A 16,794-nucleotide genomic window follows, 5' to 3' on the forward strand; every position below is an offset into this window, starting at 1 on the left:
GAATCGAGAAAGGACTACACTGGTCTGATTCCGGGAGAGCGGTCTTGTTGAAGCGGCTTTTCGTCGTCCTGATTCTGGGTGCCCTGTTGGCGTGGGTCGGACTGCGCCTCTACCGTGAGTTGGCGGTGGAGTCCATGGATGCTCCGCAGCGAGGGCCCGCGCTTCTGGTGGAGACCGCCACCGTACGGCCTCACGCGTTCGAGACCAATCTGGACCTCCTGGGCGAGTTGAGGCCCCAAGCGGTGGTCGAGGTCATGTCCCGGATCAGCGGACGCCTCCAGCAGGTTCTGGCCGACCGGGGGGATCCGGTCAGCAAGGGACAACTGCTGGCGGTGGTCGACGACGTGGATCTCCTGCAGCAGATTCACCGGGCCGAGGCCGCCGTGGCCGTGGCCACCGCCGCGGTGAGCCGGGAGGAGGCCACCTACGAGAACCTGAAGGTCCAGGTCGCGCGGTACCGTGAGCTCCACGAAGAAAATCTCATCTCGAATCAGGACCTGGAGGATCTGGTCAGCCGGATGCGGGTGTCGCAGGCGCAGTTGGATCTGGTTCGGGCGCAGGTCAGGCAGGCGGAGGCCTCGCTCAGCGAGTACAAGATTCAGCACGGCCAGACCCGGATCTACTCACCGCTGGACGGCTTCGTCGGAGTCCGTCACCTGGAGCCGGGCGCGCTGGTGAACCCCAGCGTGACTATCGTCTCGGTGCTGGAACTGGAGCGGGTCAAGACCGTGGTCCCGGTCTCGGAAAGCGGAATCAGCAGCATCCGGGTGGGTCTTCCCGCCCGGGTCGTGGTGGACGTCTATCCCGACCGGGTGTACCAGGGAACCGTCACCCGGATCAGTCCCTTCCTCAATCCGGAGACGCGGAGCGCTGACGTCGAGATCGAGATCGTGAACCGCGACGGGATGCTGAAACCGGGGATGTTCGCCCACGTGAGGATCGACGCCAGAATCTCCGAGACGGCGCTCAGCATCCCCCGTTCGGCGTTGCTGACCCGCGGCGAACGGCACGGCGTCTATTTTCTGACCAAGGAACGGACCACGGTGTTCCGTGATATCGCGATCGGCCGCATCGAGGGCGACGTGGTCGAAGTTCTGGCCGGCTTGGAGGATGGATCCGAGGTGGTCGCCTCCGGAGCCCAGAACTTGAACGAAGGGGATGCGGTGAGGTCCGAATGAGTCTTCCCGATCTGGCGATCCGGCGCCCCGTCTTTATCGTCGTCGTCTTCCTCATCGTTGCCCTCATGGGCGGGATCTCCTTTCTCAATCTCCCGGTCGACCTGATGCCGGACGTCTCTTTTCCCACCATCAGCGTGACCACCACCTATCAGGGCGTGGGGCCCCGGGAGATCGAGGAACTGATCACCATTCCTCTGGAACGGGCCCTGGCCTCCACTCCCGGCATCAAGGAAATGACTTCGCGGTCCTCCGAGGGGACCAGCCGCGTGCGGGTCTCTTTCGAGTGGGGAGTGAACCTGGATGCGGGCGCTGAAGAACTCCGCGCCCGGATCGACCGGATTCGCGGACAGTTGCCCGAAGATGCGGATCCGCCGACCTTGTACAAGTACGATCTGAGCATCTTCCCCATCATGTTTCTGGGAATCTCCAGCGAGATGCCCCCCAGGGAGTTGCGCGAATTCGCGGAAAAGCAGATCCAATACCGGTTCGAGAGGATTCCGGGCGTGGCCCAGGCCGATATCTGGGGAGGTTTGGAGCGTGAGATCCACGTGGTGATGGACCGGGCCAAGATGCATACCCTCCGCATCAGCCCGGCCCAGGTCATGGCGGCACTGCGCCGCGAGAACCTGAACGAGCCTGCCGGACACGTCATCGAGGACACGTTCGAAGTGCTGATGCGAACCGAGGGCGAGTACGCCTCGATGGACGAAATCCGTCGAACCATGGTGACCATCCGGCAAGGCACCCCGATTTATATCGAGGACATCGCCACGGTCGAGGACAGCCATCAGGAAATCCGGCACCTGGTGCGTGTCAACGGCGTCCCCGGCATCAGGATGGGTGTCCGCAAGCAGTCCGGCGCCAACACCGTGCTGGTGGCCCGGTCCGTTGACCGGGCCATCGAGCGGATCAATCGGGACTATCCGCAGGTCCGCGTCTACTCGCTGTACGACACCTCCAAGTTCATCACGCGGGCGGTGGGCAATGTTCGGAACGCCGCTTTCTTTGGTTCGCTCCTCGCCGTCTTCATCCTGCTCGTGTTCCTGCGCAACTTCCGCAGCGTGCTGGTGGTGGCCATCTCCATTCCTATTTCCGTGCTGGCCGCCTTCGGCCTGATGTATTTCAGCGGGTTCACGTTGAACGTGATCACCTTCGGCGGACTGGCGCTGGGGGTCGGAGTGCTGGTGGACAACGCCATCGTCGTGCTGGAGAACATCTTCCGGCACCGGCAGGACGGTGAGGAGAAGAAGGCGGCGGCCCGCAACGCCACCAAGGAGGTGGCTCTCGCCATCACTGCGTCGACCCTTACCACCATTGCCGTATTCCTGCCGGTCGTTTTCATGAGCGGCATGTCCGGTCTCATGTTCCAGCAACTGGCCTGGGTGGTTTCCTTCTCGCTGTTCAGTTCGCTGTTGGTGTCGCTCACTCTGGTCCCCTTCCTCTCCAGCCGCTTCATCCGCGTCAGAGAGCCTGATCGAGCCGGCTGGCTCCAGGCTCTATCCCGAAAGGGCGCACAGTGGATGGAAGGATTGGACCGGAGCTATGCCGGCGTCCTCCGCTGGTCCCTGCGGCATCCGGCGCTGATCGTTTCCACCAGCGCCTTGGTGGTGGTGGGCGGGTTTTTGCTGGTGCCCTTCATCGGCCTGGAACTGCAGCCGGAGGCGGACGAGGGTCAGGTCCGGGTCCGCCTGGAGTTGGCCGAAGGGACCCGCCTGGAGGTGACGGACCAGTTGGCGAACCGGGCGGAGAGATTGGTGCGGGAGCGGGTTCCGGAACTCGACAACCTGCTGGTGGAGGTCGGTTCCCGGGGCGGTTGGCGAACGGCCAACACCAATACGGTGACTCTTCGAGTCTATCTGGTCCCGCTGGCCCAGCGGGAGCGGAGCAGCCAGCAGATCGCCGACGCCCTGCGTCCGTTGTTCGCCGACTTCCCGGGAGTGGTCCCCCGGGTCCGCACCAGCGGCGGCAACTATGCCATGCGCTGGGCCACCGAGAGTGAAGGCGATCGCCTCTCCATCGACATTCGCGGGCACGACATGAACGAATGTTTCAACTTGGCCGTGCAGATCAAGCGGATCATGGAGTCGCTGGAGGGAGTTTCCGACGCCGCCATCAGCAGGAGCCCGGGCCGGCCCGAAAGTCACATCCGGATCGATCGGGCCAAGGCGGCCACCATGGGCCTCACCGTCTCCAACGTCGCCACCACCGTACGCGCCAGCATCGGGGGCACCGTGGCCAGCTACTTCCGGGAGGGCGGGGACGAGTACGAGATTCTGGTGCGTTACCGGGAAGAGGATCGGCTGAGCAGCGAGGACGTCATGGCCATTCCGATCCAGACTCCGGCGGGTTCGGTGGTGCCGCTGCGCTCCCTGGTGGATTTGAACCGGAGTGAAGGCCCGAATTCCATCTCCCGGAAGGATCAGCAGAGAATCGTCTCGGTCTCGGGCAACCTCTCGGGAACCCGCGACATGGGATCGGTGGTCCGCGAGTTGGAAGTAGCGGTGAGGCCATTGGCGACGTCTCCGGACATCGCTCTGGTCTTCTCGGGCGAATGGGAGGAGCAGGAGGAGGCCCGGTTCCTGTTGCAGATCAGCTTCCTGCTGGCGGTGATTCTCGTCTATCTGGTGATGGCGGCGCAGTTCGAGTCGTTCAAGTACCCGTTTCTGATCATGTTCTCCATCCCGCTCGCCTTCATCGGAGTGATCCTGGCGTTGTTTCTGACTCAGACCAACTTCAATCTCCAGGGCTTCATCGGCTTGATCATGCTGGTGGGAATCGTGGTGAACAACGCCATCGTCCTGGTCGACTACGTCCTGCAGCTTCATCGCCAACACGGTCTGCCGCTGATGGACGCCCTGTTGACGGGAGGCCGCCGGCGTCTGCGGCCCATACTGATGACCACTCTGACCACGGTCCTGGGACTCACTCCCATGGCCATCGGAATCGGAGAGGGCGCCGAGCTTCAGGTCCCCATGGCCCGGGTCCTCATCGGCGGCCTGATCTCCTCCACCTTCATGACCCTCTTTCTGATCCCCACCCTCTTTCTCGTCCTCGAGCGGGTGTGGAGCCGCCGGCGCCAGGAAAGGCCGGACCTGGCCCTGGGCCAGCCGTCTCGCGTGACGGGTTGATTCCTCTCGAATGACTCATCCGCTACGAATTCTCATGGCCAGCCTGCGCATGGCGGCGGCGGCCTCGTCCACGTCCGCCTCGCTGATGCCGATATAGGTGACGGCTCTCAGAAAGGGCCCGGGCGTGCTGACCCGAACGCCCTCTTCCTCTTCCAGCCGCCGGGCGAACTCGGGACACGAGATGCCGAGACGGGCGGCGTCGAACCGCACGATGTTGGTCTCGACCGCGTCCAGGTCGATGTCCAGACCCGGGATCCCGGCGATGTGGCGGCCCAATCGGCCGGCATTCTCATGGTCCTCGGCCAGGCGGGAGATGTGGTGCCGCAGCGCGTGGATCCCCGCCGCCGCGATGATCCCGGCCTGGCGCATCGCCCCGCCGATGCGTTGTTTCCACTGCCAGGCCTCTTCGATGAACTCCCGGCTTCCGGCCAGGACGGCTCCCACCGGAGCGCCGAGACCCTTGCTCAGGTCGATCCAGACGGAGTCCAGGGTAGCGGCGTAGTCGGCGACGCCGATCCCGCTGGCCACCGAGGCGTTGAAGAGCCGGGCGCCGTCCATGTGGGTCCCCAATCCCCATTCGTGAGCGACTCCACAGACTTCCCGCAACTGTTCCAAGGGCCAGATGCGTCCGCCAGGAGCATTGACCGTCTGCTCAATGGAGACGACGCGCATGGTGGGGCGGTACCGGCTGGGCGGATACATGAGGTTTCTGACCTGCTCCGGCGTGAACATTCCTTCGGGACCGTCGATGGGGTAAGCCGTGGACGCCGCCAGGATCGCCGTCCCTCCCGATTCGGCGATGAGGGGATGGGCGGTCCGGTCCAGCAGGATCACGTCTCCCGGCCGGCAATGGACCGCCAGGCCGATCTGGTTGCACATGGTCCCGGAAGGCAGGAAGACCGCGTCCTCCTTACCCAGCATCTCCGCCACCATCTCCTGCAGCTCGTTGACCGAGGGGTCCTCTCCCTTCTGCTCGTCCCCCACCGGGGCAAAACAGGCGAAACGCCGCATCTCCGGAGTGGGCATGCTCAAGGTGTCGCTGTACAGATCGATCCTGATATCGGGCATCGTTTTACTCCTGGTCTTTGAGAATTCGGGTGGGCACCAGCATCGGGACCCTCTCCCGGTACCGGCGGTAGTCGTCGCCGTGCCGCGTCATGAGGTCGCGCTCCTCCAGGGGAAGGGCAATGAGGATGTAGCCGGTGGCGGCCGCGGCGAACATCAGGTGTCCGGCGCTCATCACGGGAGTGGCCCAGAAGGCGACGATGAGTCCCAGCATGAGCGGATGGCGCACGAGCCGGTAGAAACCCGGCGCTCGAAATCGGTCGGGCGGGACTTCCCGCCGTTTGAACCGGAAGTAGGCCTGGCGCAGGCCGAACAGGTCGAGATGGCCGATCATGGCCGCCGACAGGGCTACGATCCCCCAACCCAGCCATGAGAGTGCGGACAAAAACAGGACTCCGGCGCCATGTTCCACCTGCCAGACCGGTTCGGGCACGGGCCGCCATTGCCAGAACATGACTGCGAGGACGCCGCTGGTCAGGAGGACGTAAGTGCTCCGCTCCAATGGCTCGGGCACGATCCGGGTCCAGACGGCCTTGAATCCGGGCCGGGCCATGACGCTGTGCTGGAGGGCGAAAAGTCCCAGCAGGCCGGCATTCACCGGAATCGCATCCGACAGGGGATACGGGGTCCCGGAGTCGATGCTCTTGGGGACCATCAGGTTGCCCACGAACCCGGCGGTATAGAGAACGGTGGCGAGGGCGACGCCGTAGGACGTGGCCCCGTAAAGAAGCACTGCGAAGCCACTCATGGGTGCGGCCATTCTACCTGATGAAGAAACTTGACTCGGATTTCCAAATGCCGCAAGGTCGGCGTCGATTCGACCCCGACCCATTGGGAGGCCTCATCCATGTGCACACCTTCTCGAATCCGGATCGTTTTGCTGTTGTGGATCGTCCAGGCGGTCCTGCCGTTCTCTGCCGGACTTCATGCCGAACCTCCGGGAGAGGGGGGCCGCGTCGTCCACGTCGGGCCGGAGTACAACCTGGAAGAGCTGTTCCTTCACGACGACACGATCGTGGACCGGAGTCAGGGCCTGGTGCTGGCCCCGGCAACGGTGAGGAGACATCCCGGGAATCCGATCCTGGTCAAGGACCGCCCCTGGGAAGTGGGAATCCTCAACTACACCTGTGTGCTCCAGGACCGGCAAGAGGGTCTCTTCAAGATGTGGTACCAGATCATCCGGCCCAAGGCGGGGGGCGGAGGGAACGAGAGCTGGTGCCTCTACGCCACGTCTCCCGACGGGCTGGTCTGGGAAAAACCGGAACTGGGGATCGTGGAGCACGACGGCTCCACCCGGAACAACATCCTTTTCTACGAGCACGAAGGGATTCGGGGGACGCCGTCCTACTGGGTGGAGAAGGACTATGCCGCCTCCGATCCGTCGCGCCGCTACAAGATGATGCTGCAGCGATGGGACTTCCGGGGACGCGGCGCCGCCATGGCCCATTCCCCCGACGGAATCCATTGGACGATTCCCGAATTCGGCAACCGGCTGGGTCCCTTCGATACCCGGAACATCTTCTTCTGGGACGATATCGCCGGAGCCTACGTGGGCTATTTCCGCAGTCACGTGGGCAGCCGGCGTTCGATTTCCCGGGCCACCAGTCCCGACGGGTACCACTGGTCAAGGCCGGTGACCATCCACACTCCGGACGAGCAGGATCCCCCCACCTGGCATCTCTACACTCCGGGGATCTTCAAGTACGCGGGGGCTCGCAACGCCTACTTCATGCTCACCGCCGGGTTCGACGAGGTCACCCACGCCATGTACGGAGAGTTGGGGACGAGCCGGGACGGCATCGAATGGCATCGTTTCCGCCGGCCCTTCCTGGGGACTTCGCAAGAGGGGGAGTGGGACGGCGGGCACGTCATGCCCATTCCCGCCGATGCGTCCATCGGCGGCGAGACGGCCCTCTTCTACCAGGGGAGCACCAGGCCCGCCCACGACGGCACGGGAAAGCGGGGCATCGGTGTGGCCTTCCTGGGCCGCGGCGCCTTCGTGGGACGGAAAGCGGCGTCCCAAGGGAGTCTTCTCACCCACCCGCTTCGGATTCGGGACAGCCGCAGCCGGTTTTACCTCAATGCCGACGCGGGGGAAGGATCCATCCGGGCCGAGCTGCTGGACGGCTCGGGGCGGGTCCTGGAGGGCTTCTCGCGAGACGACTGCCGGCCGATTCGGGGCAAGGGAAGCCGGTTGCCGGTTCATTGGACCGGGCAGGAGGAGCTGAAGCAGCATCTGCGCAAGGGGACGGTCCGGCTCAAGCTCTACCTGGACCAGGCGACCGTCTACGGCTTCTACTGCCGCCGTCCGCCGCGCCGGTGACGGACCGGGGCTGGCACAGCCTGCAGAGGATGCAAAGATGAATCGTTGGCGCAAGTGTCTCTTGATCCTGTCGTCCGTCCTTTTGACCGTGGCCGCCTGCCAGGTGCCGCGGGAAACTGAGACGGCCCCGGAGCCGACTCCCAACTGGCCTCCCCGCATCATCTACAACACCGACGGCAACTGGGCCTTCAACTACCTGGCCAACCGCGACCCCCGGGACCTGACCGTGATTCTGGATGCGCTCCAGGGAACCGCGGTGGACATCGTCACCGTCCTGGTGGGAATCGACGACGATCTCTCCTGGCGCGGGAGCCCGCACGGCGAGCTCTGGGGCGACAACATCGAGGACTGGGACCCGGACGACGACACCGCCGGGGCTTCGGTGGGCGGCATGAGCATGTCCGACGTGGAGCGCCTGCACCGGAACCTGGCCGCGGTGGCCGACGACGGCCACGATCTCCTGAAGATCTATATCGACCGGGCACGAGAGCTGAATCTGGGAATGTTCGCTTCCTTCCGCATGAACGACGCCCACGTCAATCTCGAGGACCGGGGATGGTACGGCCGGTCCGTCCAAAAGCTGGAGAGGACCGACCTGCTGCTGGGCCATCCGGTCTGGTGGGGACCCGGCCAAGCCGACCGGTGGAACTTTTCCTGGCAGTGGGACTACTCCAAGCAAGAGGTGCGAGACCGCTTTCTGGGCCTTTTCGAGGAGGTATTGACCCGCTACGACTTCGATGGACTGGAGCTGGATTTCGGCCGTGGCGGTCTACTGTTTCGAACCGGGGAGCGTTCCGGAACATCCCGACGCTGACCGGGTTCATGCGGAACGCCCGGGAGATCGTCCGCCGGAAGCAGTCGGGAATAGGAAGGGAGCTCAAGCTCATCGCCCGGGTTCCCGTCAGCATCGACGCCGCTCTGGAGTTGGGTTTCGATCTCGAGACCTGGATCGGGGAAGGACTGGTGGATGCCGTGATCCTGGGTTCTCCTTCCTACTGCGTGCAGCGCATCGACATCGAGCGGGCCGTCGCGGCGGCATCGGGGAGCGGGGTCCTCGTCTACACCGGATTCGACTCCTCGACTCACGCGGCATCGCCCCAGGGGGGGTACGAACGGAATCCGGTCACGGTATTGAGGGCGTCGGCCTTGAACGGCTACAAGCAGGGGGCCGCCGGGGTCCATCTTTTCAACTACGGCTACCGAAGTCATCGCCAAAGTCCCGTTCCGGAAGCCGCCGAAGTGGTGGCCAAGCCGGTGGGGACCGACAGGCCGGGCCATTTCACCGCGTCCGATCTACAGGACCTGAAGGACCTGGGAGACGCCAAGGCCTTGGAGCGTCTGGACCGCTGCTACTATGCCGAATCCCGCGCCATGAACTTTCCCGGGGACTATCCGCCCCAGGTACCCCAGCAACTGTCTCTCGCGGGCCGGGGCGCCGGGCCGGCTCATGCCATTCGGATCCGCGTGGATGACGACATCGCGGCGGGCCGGACCGCCGGCAGAATCCGGAAGACCGAGTTGCGGCTGCGTCTGACACACGTGGAGAAATCGCTGGGGCGCGTCCGCTGCGAAGTCAACGGGGAAGGGGTCGATCTCGCGTCCGCCGGCAGGATCCGGAACCGGAAGGGGGAGGAGTGGCTGGTGGTGGAGAACCCGCCGGTGAAGGGTGGAGTCAATACCGTCCTCGTGGTCCTGGAGGGAAAAAAGACGCCGGAGGAGCACACCCATCGTCGCGCGCCCTGGCCCACCCTGGAGAGCTGCGAGATCATCGTCAGAACGGGGTCCTGACATTTAGCCCCGCCATCACAGCGGAGGTTCGGAGACGCCGTACGCTTCGCGCAGGCGTTCGAGCTCAGCCTTCAGTTCCGCGGTGATCCGTTCCGTGCCTTTCCTCCCATACAGGCTCCGCAGTTCCTGCGGGTCCCGCTCCAGGTCGAACAACTCCCACTCGCCGCTCTCGTAGAAGCGGATCAGTTTGTAACGTTCGGTCCGCACCCCTTCGTGCGCCGGGACGCCGTGAGCCAGTTGGCTCTCGTAGTAGTGGTAGTAGAAGGACCGCCGCCAATTCCGGGGCGGTGCGCCTTTGAGGATGGGCACCAGGCTGCGGCCCTGCATTCGGGGCGGGACCCGGATACCGGCCATCTCGAGAAACGTGGCGGCGTAATCCAGGTTCGAAACCAGTTCGCGGCTGGTCGAGCCGGGCTCGACCGCACCGGGCCACCGGATCACCAGCGGGGTCCGCAGCGACTCCCGGTACATCCAGCGCTTGTCGAACCAGCCGTGCTCTCCCAGGTAGAAGCCCTGGTCGGAGCTGTAGACCACGACCGTGTTCCGGGACAGGCCGGTGGCGTCCAGGTAGCGGAGGAGGCGCCCGACGTTGTCGTCGACGGAAGCGATGCAGCGCAGATAGTCCTTGACGTAGCGCTGGTACTTCCAGCGGACGAGTTCCTTCCCCGTCAGGTTCGCCGCCTGGAAGGCCTCGTTCTTGGGCTGGTAGATGGCGTCCCAGACCGCTTTCTGATCCGGGTTCATCCTTCCGTAGGTCCGGTTCCAGCGGATCATGAAGGGGTCGTCCCGGGGTGTTCCCGGGGGAGGCCGGAACTTCAGGTCGTGGGCGGTCATGTGCCGTCCGATCTCCATCCGGTTCGCGGCCGCCGGCGATGCCCGTCCCGAGTAGTCGTCGAACAGGGTCGGCGGTTCCCACATCTGCTCGCCGTCATAGAGGGTCAGGTGCTCCGGTCCGGGCATCCAGTGGCGGTGCGGCGCCTTGTGTTGGCTCATGAGCAGGAAGGGCTGGCCCGGGTTCCGGTTCTTGAGCCATTCCAGCGAGAGGTCCGTGACGATGTCCGTGGTGTATCCGGTATGCCGGCGGCGCCTGTCGTCCGGACCGACCCGCATGTCCGGGTTGTAATACGCCCCCTGTCCCGGCAGCACTTCCCAATCGTCGAAGCCGGTGGGCGCCGACTTCAGATGCCATTTGCCGAAGACGGCTGTCTGGTATCCGGCCTGCTGCAGCAGCTTGGGAAAGGTCTGCTGCGAGCCGTCGAACGGCAGGAGGTTGTTCAGGACGCCGTTGAGGTGGCTGTACTTGCCGGTGAGGATCACGGCCCGGCTCGGGGCGCAGATGGAATTGGTGACCAGCGCCCGGTCGAACCGCATTCCCTCCCGGGCGATCCGGTCGATGTTGGGGGTCCGGTTCAGCTTGGAGCCATAGGCCCCGACGGCCTGGTAGGCGTGGTCGTCGGTGAAGATGAAGAGGATGTTGGGTGGCTTGGCGGCAGCCGGGCCGAATCCGGCCAGCAGCAGCAACAGCGGCAACGAAGCCGCAATCAGGCGCATCACGGGGGGAATTCTACTATCGGCGCCAGGTGCCGCGCACCGAAAGTCGTTCCACGGGGTTGACATACATAGAAGTACAATGCATTATTCTTCTATGTATCAAGCCATGGACTCTGTCGCCGTCCGGGCGGGAGGCGAGGCCAAATGAATTTCAGCAAGGACCTGGTGGCGGCTTCGGCGACGCCGCTGGTACTGGCGATTCTGGCCGAGGGGGACAGCTACGGTTACGCCATACTCAGGCGTGTCCGGGAGCTCTCCGGAGGGCAGTTGCAATGGACGGACGGCATGCTCTATCCGGTGCTGCACCGAATGGATCGGCTCGGCTACGTCGAGACGCGGTGGGAGACCTCCAGGAGCGGACGGAGGCGCAAGTACTATCGGATCAGCCGGCGGGGACGGACGCAACTGGAGCTCCAGCGGCGGCAGTGGCAAGTGGTGGACGCCACGCTTCGGGCCGTCTGGCACGAGAGGTCCTGGACGGCGACTTGGCAGCCGCAGGCGCAGGAGAGCTGAAGCAAATGTCCGCATCCGGTCGACAACGGGAGGCTCTGGAGGGACAGATCGCGGAGTGGCGCGCCTATCTGCGCCGCCGCCGGGCCATCTTCGACCCGGACGTGGACGAGCTGGAGAGCCATCTGCGGGAACAGGTGAAGGAGTTGATCGACGCCGGGTTGGCGCCGGACGAAGCCTTTCTGTTGGGAGTCAAGCGGATGGGCAGCCTGGACGCTCTTTCGCGCGAGTTCGCGCGGGAGCATTCGGAGCGTCTCTGGAAACAACTGGTGCTGGTGAACGGGGAAGGCGGCGAGCCGGGCCGGGCCGGGTTTGTAGAGACGGCGGTGGCCGTCTGCGTGGCCGTGGCCGCCGCGCTGGCCGTCAAGGCGCCCGAACTCTTCGGCCACTCCCAAATCGGCTACGGCGACGGATTCTACCCCCGGAACATCAGCCTCCTGGTCTTGCCTCTCCTCACGGGCTACTTCGTCTGGAAACGGCGCACTCTCGATCTCCGTTGCCTCTGGTTGGCGCTCCCCTTCGTCGCGGCGGCCCTCTTCATGAACCTTCTCCCCTTCAAGGCCGGCGGGCACACGGAGGTGCTCGCGGCGCTTCACCTGCCGATCGCGCTCTGGCTGGTCGTGGGAGTCGCCTACGCGGGGGGACGTTGGCGCCGCGGGGGCGGGCGCATGGACTTCATCCGTTTCTCCGGCGAGTTGTTCATCTACTACGTGCTGATCGCTCTGGGCGGCGTCGTGCTGACAGGCTTCACCGGGGTCATGTTCAAATCCATCGGCCTGGATGTGGAGGGGCTGGCGGAGGGGTGGCTGCTGCCCTGCGGCGCCGCGGGGGCCGTCATCATCGGGGCCTGGCTGGTGGAGGCCAAGCAGAGCGTCATCGAAAACATGGCGCCCGTCCTGACCCGCCTGTTCACCCCCCTGTTCACCCTGGTCCTGCTGGCCTTTCTGGCGACCATGGCCTGGACCGGCAGCGGCATCGACGTGGAGCGGGAAGTGCTGATCGGGTTCGATTTGCTGCTGGCGCTGGTGCTGGGCCTGTTGCTCTATGCCGTGTCGGCGCGTGACCCGAAATCGCCGCCGGATGCCTTCGACGTGCTGCAATTGGTGCTGGTGGTCAGCGCTCTGATCGTCGACCTTCTGGCTCTGGCGGCCATCGCGACTCGCATCTCCGAGTTCGGATTCAGTCCCAACCGGGTGGCGGCGCTGGGCGAGAACCTGATTTTGCTGGTCAATCTGGCGTGGTCGGCCTGGATCTACGGGCGCTTCCTGGTCGGACGCGGTTCGTTCCTCGCTCTGGAGCGCTGGCAGACGGCGTATCTTCCTGTCTATGCGGTCTGGGCCGGTTTCGTGGCGATCGGCTTCCCGCCGCTGTTCGATTACGCCTGAGTCCGACCCTCCCTCAATCCCCGGCTCCCGCGCCTTGGTTTTGCCACCAGCGGAACTCGTTGCTTCCGATCTCGGCCACGGCCGCCACGTCCAGATCCTGGTCCCCATCCAAATCGGCCATGATGACCATATTGGCGCGGGGCCAGGAAGTCTTCAGGGAGTGGGCGGGCCACTTCGACCGGGGGTTCCCGGGATTCTCGAGCCAGACGACCTGCCCTGCGGGGCCCCACGCCGTGGCCGCCACGTCCGGGTCGCCGTCGCCGTCCAGATCGCCCGCCACCGCCTCGAAGGCGCCGGGAAGAGGTTCCAGGATGGTGTGCCGGGGCCACGGGCCGTCGCCGGGGGTGCCGTCGTTTTCGTACCAGACGACTCCGGACCGGTCCTCCGCGCCCGGCCGCACGCCCATGCCCAGGGCCAGAACCAGATCCGGATCGCCGTCACCATCCATGTCGACCGGATTCCCGTGCGCGGGTCGGACAGGGTCGTCTATGAGGTGACGCTTCCAGGGCCGGGATACCGGATCGCCGCTGTTTTCGTACCAGAGGACCAGCCCGTCGGCGGCCGCCGTTCCCATGAGGTCTTCGTCGCCGTCGCCGTCCACGTCGGCCACCCGGATGCAACGGGTCTCGGCAACGTTGGCGTCAATCAAGTGCTTGGGCCACTCCTGCCCCTCTTCATAACAGAGTTGAGTCGGCGGACCATTGCACAGCGTCCCCGGGTTCTCGAACCAGGCAAACTGGTTCCCCATCCTCCAGGAGGAGGCGGCGACGTCCGGATCGCCGTCGCCGTCCAGGTCCGAGACCGCGACGTTGTAGGCGCCGGCCAGCCGCGTGGTGATGACGTGCCGCTTCCACAGGTCCGGGGTGTCGTGTGTTCCGGGATTCTGGAACCAGAGGAGGTGACCGTACAGATTCTTGACGATCACGACATCGGGGTGGGTGTCCTGGTTGACGTCGCTTACCATGTGCCGCTCCAGCCGCTCCGGATCGTCCTTCTGGATGAAGCGGCGCGTGAAGGTGCCGGAACCGTCATTTCGGAACCAGTAGAGGTTGTTGGCGGGAGTGTAATCCGCACTGGTCAGGTCCAGGTTTCCGTCCTTGTCCAGGTCGGCGGCCCAGATGCCGTAGGGATAGGCGTAGCCGTCCATGATCAGGTGCTCGGTGAAGCGAACCGGACCCGGGTCAGGGGTGGAAACCCTCCCCGGCGGGGCGTCCGCGGGAACCTGGCCGGTCTGGCACCCCGCCAGGACGCCGGACAAGAGCAACAGGCACCCGATCCGGGGCCGGCTCGCAGCAACGCTCCTGAATGCGCGAATTTGAGTTGGAACGGATCTCACGACGTGGCCTCCCTGGTTGGTCCGCGGGGAAGTTCGCCACGGACAGTCTGGTCAGGATAATGCCCAGCCGCGGCAATACCAAATTCGGGTCAACGAGGCTCCCGGGAGACGTCATGTGTCAATGTCCCTTGAGAAACCCACGCAACCGGCGGTACGAAATTCGCCGGCCAAGCTGTTTGGAGCGAATTGTGAACCGGGAATGGCTTTGCTATGATTCCGTGCGGTTACGTTGTCCCCGGGCAGAAGCGAATATCCGGCCCATATCTTCAGGGAGTCTATTTGATGGAGGTTCACGCGGAGCGGGAAGGTGGCGCCTTGATCGCCCGGGCCGAGGGCCGTATCGATGGCGCCAACGCGCGTGAATTCGAGAATGCCCTGCATGCGGCGCTCGGCAAGGATGACAGTTTGTTGATCCTGGATCTGCAGTCTCTCTCCTACATCAGCAGCGCGGGTCTTCGGGTCATTTTGATGGCTGCAAAAATTCTCCAGGGGCGGGGCGGGAAGTTCGTGGTCTGTTCGCTCTCGGAATCAATCGACGAGGTGTTTGAGATCAGTGGTTTCAACCGGATCATCCCGACCCATGAGACCCGTTCCGATGCACTCGCCGCCCTTGGCGAGTAGGCAGTCCCCAAGTACCCTTGATTGGGGGGCGCATCCGTCAGACAGGTGGCGACAACGTCGCATCATGAAAATTTCTGGCCCCCAATGGCGGCCAATGCCGGGAAACGGACGTAATTGCTGCGACCGGCTCCCGGCGTGGTGTATGGATTATCGGAAAGAGTAGGCTTGCGCCGGAGTCTACGGGAGACATGAAGTGGGAACGAATGATTTGGACCTGATGAACCGTCCGTGCAAGATCCTGGTGGTGGACGACGAACCGGATCTAGAGCCGCTCATGCTTCAGCGTATGCGGCGGCCAATACGCTCCGGCCGGTACACTTTCGTGTTTGCCCGAAACGGTGTCGAAGCTCTCGAACGGCTGAACGAGGAGCAGGACATCGACATGGTGCTGTCAGACATCAACATGCCCCAAATGGATGGGCTCACGTTGTTGCAGCAGATCCCCAAGGTCGATCCCAACATCCGTTCCGTCATCATTTCGGCGTACGGTGACATGAAGAATATCCGGACGGCGATGAACCGGGGAGCGTTTGACTTCGTCACCAAGCCGCTGGATTTCAAAGACCTTCGAATCACCATCGACCGGACGGTCCAGCACATGATGGAGTGGCGCGAGGCCCTGGCTTCGCGGGACAAGCTGGTCGCGTTGCAGAACGAACTCAATGTCGCCAACCAGATGCAGCAATCCATCCTTCCCAGTCAGTTCCCCAAGGGCACCGACTACGAAGTGTCCGCCAGCATGGAGGCGGCTCGCAATGTGGGCGGAGATTTTTACGATGTCATCCACCTCCACGAAGGCCGGATCGGCCTGGCCATTGCGGACGTTTCGGACAAGGGAGTGCCTGCCGCGCTCTTCATGATGTCCAGCCGGACTCTGCTCAAGGGCGCCGCCATCGGCACTCTGGATCCGGGCCGGGTCCTGAGGGAGGTCAATAACCTGCTTGACGAGGACAACGACGCCGCCATGTTCGTCACCCTCCTGTACGCGGTGTACGATCCGGCCAGCGGAGAACTGACCTACGCCAACGGCGGACACAACTCCCCGCTGGTCGTCCATGCCGACGGACGCTCCTCTTTGCTTCCTCTCACTCATGGGATCGCCCTGGGTGTGATTCCCGACCTCGATTTCCACGAAAACACCGTGGTCCTTTCACCCGGAGACACCGTGGTTTTCTACACCGACGGCGTCACCGAGGCCATGGACGACGACGGCGAAGAGTTCGGTACGGAACGTCTGTTCGAGATCTTTGCGGATGGGCCCCCGAAAGATTCCGAGGAGGCCAACAACGCGGTCTTCGAGGCGGTCAGGGACTTCGTCGGGGATACTCCTCAATCGGACGACATCACCTGCATGGTGCTCTATCGAAGGGAGAGCGATCGTTGAGCCGGAAGCTGGCCCTGAAGATTGAACCCAGGGCCGAAGAATTGGATACGATCACAGCCGCCGTGGAAGAATTCGGCGACGCCGAGAAATGGCCGCCGCAACTCGTCTTTCGAGTCAATCTGGTGCTCGAGGAGTTGGGACTCAACATCATCAACCACGGCAGGACCGACGATCTCCATGAGATCGAGATCACTTTGACCTCGGAACCGGGATCGCTCACCATCGAGATCGTGGACAATGGCCTTCCCTTCGATCCGTTAGAGGATGCGCCCTCGCCCGATCTGGACTCCGGAGTCGCAGACCGTGCCGTGGGCGGTCTGGGTGTCTACTTGGTGCGCACCATGATGGACGAGATGCACTATCGCCGCGACGGAGGTAGAAACTACCTGACCCTGGTCAAAGAGTTGGCCGAGTGACGCCGAGATCCGCCATGGAGGCGCGCTCCAACTCCTCCCGGCTCCAAGCGCGCCACGCCGGCGCGGCGGGTGGAACGGACGGCAACGTTCGTCATAGCCTGACGTTGGC

At 64.0% G+C, this 16,794-nt stretch carries 14 protein-coding genes; 10 read left to right on the forward strand and 4 right to left on the reverse strand.

The genetic code is table 11. The features are described from left to right. Positions 1–44: 44 nt before the first annotated feature. Both OXT71_07615 and OXT71_07620 read left to right on the forward strand, forming a co-directional pair. A complete protein-coding gene (locus tag OXT71_07615; GenBank protein ID MDE2926247.1) occupies positions 45–1,178 on the forward strand; it encodes an efflux RND transporter periplasmic adaptor subunit in 1,134 nt (377 codons plus the stop codon). Beyond that, positions 1,175–4,306, forward strand: a complete 3,132-nt coding sequence (locus tag OXT71_07620) for an efflux RND transporter permease subunit (GenBank protein ID MDE2926248.1) — start codon at positions 1,175–1,177, stop codon at positions 4,304–4,306. The genes OXT71_07615 and OXT71_07620 overlap by 4 nt, the downstream gene beginning before the upstream one ends. Positions 4,307–4,321: 15 nt before the next feature. Here the strand turns inward: OXT71_07620 and OXT71_07625 are convergent, their stop codons facing one another. Next, entirely contained in the window at positions 4,322–5,374 is a 1,053-nt protein-coding gene (locus tag OXT71_07625) for a threonine aldolase family protein (GenBank protein ID MDE2926249.1), read from the reverse strand. Between the two features lie 4 nt (positions 5,375–5,378). Then, the gene (locus OXT71_07630) at positions 5,379–6,119 is read right to left on the reverse strand and encodes an isoprenylcysteine carboxylmethyltransferase family protein (GenBank protein MDE2926250.1); all 741 of its coding nucleotides are present in this window, start codon (positions 6,117–6,119) and stop codon (positions 5,379–5,381) included. Positions 6,120–6,218: 99 nt separating this feature from the next. Here OXT71_07630 and OXT71_07635 point away from each other — a divergent pair, with 99 nt between their 5' ends. From OXT71_07635 to OXT71_07645, 3 genes are read left to right on the forward strand one after another with little or no spacing between them, the layout of a single operon-like run. Beyond that, positions 6,219–7,694 carry a hypothetical protein gene (locus OXT71_07635; protein MDE2926251.1) on the forward strand — a complete coding sequence of 492 codons (1,476 nt, stop codon included), beginning with the start codon at positions 6,219–6,221 and terminating at the stop codon, positions 7,692–7,694. A gap of 37 nt (positions 7,695–7,731) precedes the next feature. Next, a complete protein-coding gene (locus OXT71_07640) occupies positions 7,732–8,508 on the forward strand; it encodes a hypothetical protein (GenBank protein MDE2926252.1) in 777 nt (258 codons plus the stop codon). Between the two features lie 8 nt (positions 8,509–8,516). Then, positions 8,517–9,482, forward strand: a complete 966-nt coding sequence (locus OXT71_07645) for a hypothetical protein (GenBank protein ID MDE2926253.1) — start codon at positions 8,517–8,519, stop codon at positions 9,480–9,482. A 15-nt stretch (positions 9,483–9,497) separates the two neighbouring features. Here the strand turns inward: OXT71_07645 and OXT71_07650 are convergent, their stop codons facing one another. Next, positions 9,498–11,033 carry a sulfatase gene (locus tag OXT71_07650; protein ID MDE2926254.1) on the reverse strand — a complete coding sequence of 512 codons (1,536 nt, stop codon included), beginning with the start codon at positions 11,031–11,033 and terminating at the stop codon, positions 9,498–9,500. A 144-nt stretch (positions 11,034–11,177) separates the two neighbouring features. On the opposite strand from OXT71_07650, the gene OXT71_07655 reads away from it, so the two are divergent. Further along, a complete protein-coding gene (locus OXT71_07655; GenBank protein ID MDE2926255.1) occupies positions 11,178–11,546 on the forward strand; it encodes a helix-turn-helix transcriptional regulator in 369 nt (122 codons plus the stop codon). Positions 11,547–11,551: 5 nt separating this feature from the next. Continuing rightward, the gene (locus OXT71_07660; GenBank protein ID MDE2926256.1) at positions 11,552–12,928 is read left to right on the forward strand and encodes a permease prefix domain 1-containing protein; all 1,377 of its coding nucleotides are present in this window, start codon (positions 11,552–11,554) and stop codon (positions 12,926–12,928) included. Between the two features lie 13 nt (positions 12,929–12,941). Here OXT71_07660 and OXT71_07665 read toward each other — a convergent pair whose 3' ends face one another. Beyond that, positions 12,942–14,264, reverse strand: a complete 1,323-nt coding sequence (locus OXT71_07665; GenBank protein MDE2926257.1) for a VCBS repeat-containing protein — start codon at positions 14,262–14,264, stop codon at positions 12,942–12,944. Between the two features lie 282 nt (positions 14,265–14,546). On the opposite strand from OXT71_07665, the gene OXT71_07670 reads away from it, so the two are divergent. The 3 genes from OXT71_07670 (at position 14,547) to OXT71_07680 (ending at position 16,685) form a co-directional block, all read left to right on the forward strand. Continuing rightward, the gene (locus tag OXT71_07670; protein ID MDE2926258.1) at positions 14,547–14,885 is read left to right on the forward strand and encodes an STAS domain-containing protein; all 339 of its coding nucleotides are present in this window, start codon (positions 14,547–14,549) and stop codon (positions 14,883–14,885) included. Between the two features lie 193 nt (positions 14,886–15,078). Further along, positions 15,079–16,269: a SpoIIE family protein phosphatase gene (locus OXT71_07675; GenBank protein ID MDE2926259.1), complete on the forward strand. Its 1,191-nt coding sequence runs from the start codon at positions 15,079–15,081 to the stop codon at positions 16,267–16,269. Beyond that, positions 16,266–16,685 (forward strand): ATP-binding protein, encoded by a 420-nt coding sequence (locus tag OXT71_07680; protein MDE2926260.1) that lies wholly within the window; start codon positions 16,266–16,268, stop codon positions 16,683–16,685. The genes OXT71_07675 and OXT71_07680 overlap by 4 nt, the downstream gene beginning before the upstream one ends. Positions 16,686–16,794: the final 109 nt, after the last annotated feature.

The organism is Acidobacteriota bacterium, from assembly GCA_028874215.1.
Taxonomy (GTDB): domain Bacteria; phylum Acidobacteriota; class UBA6911; order RPQK01; family JAJDTT01; genus JAJDTT01.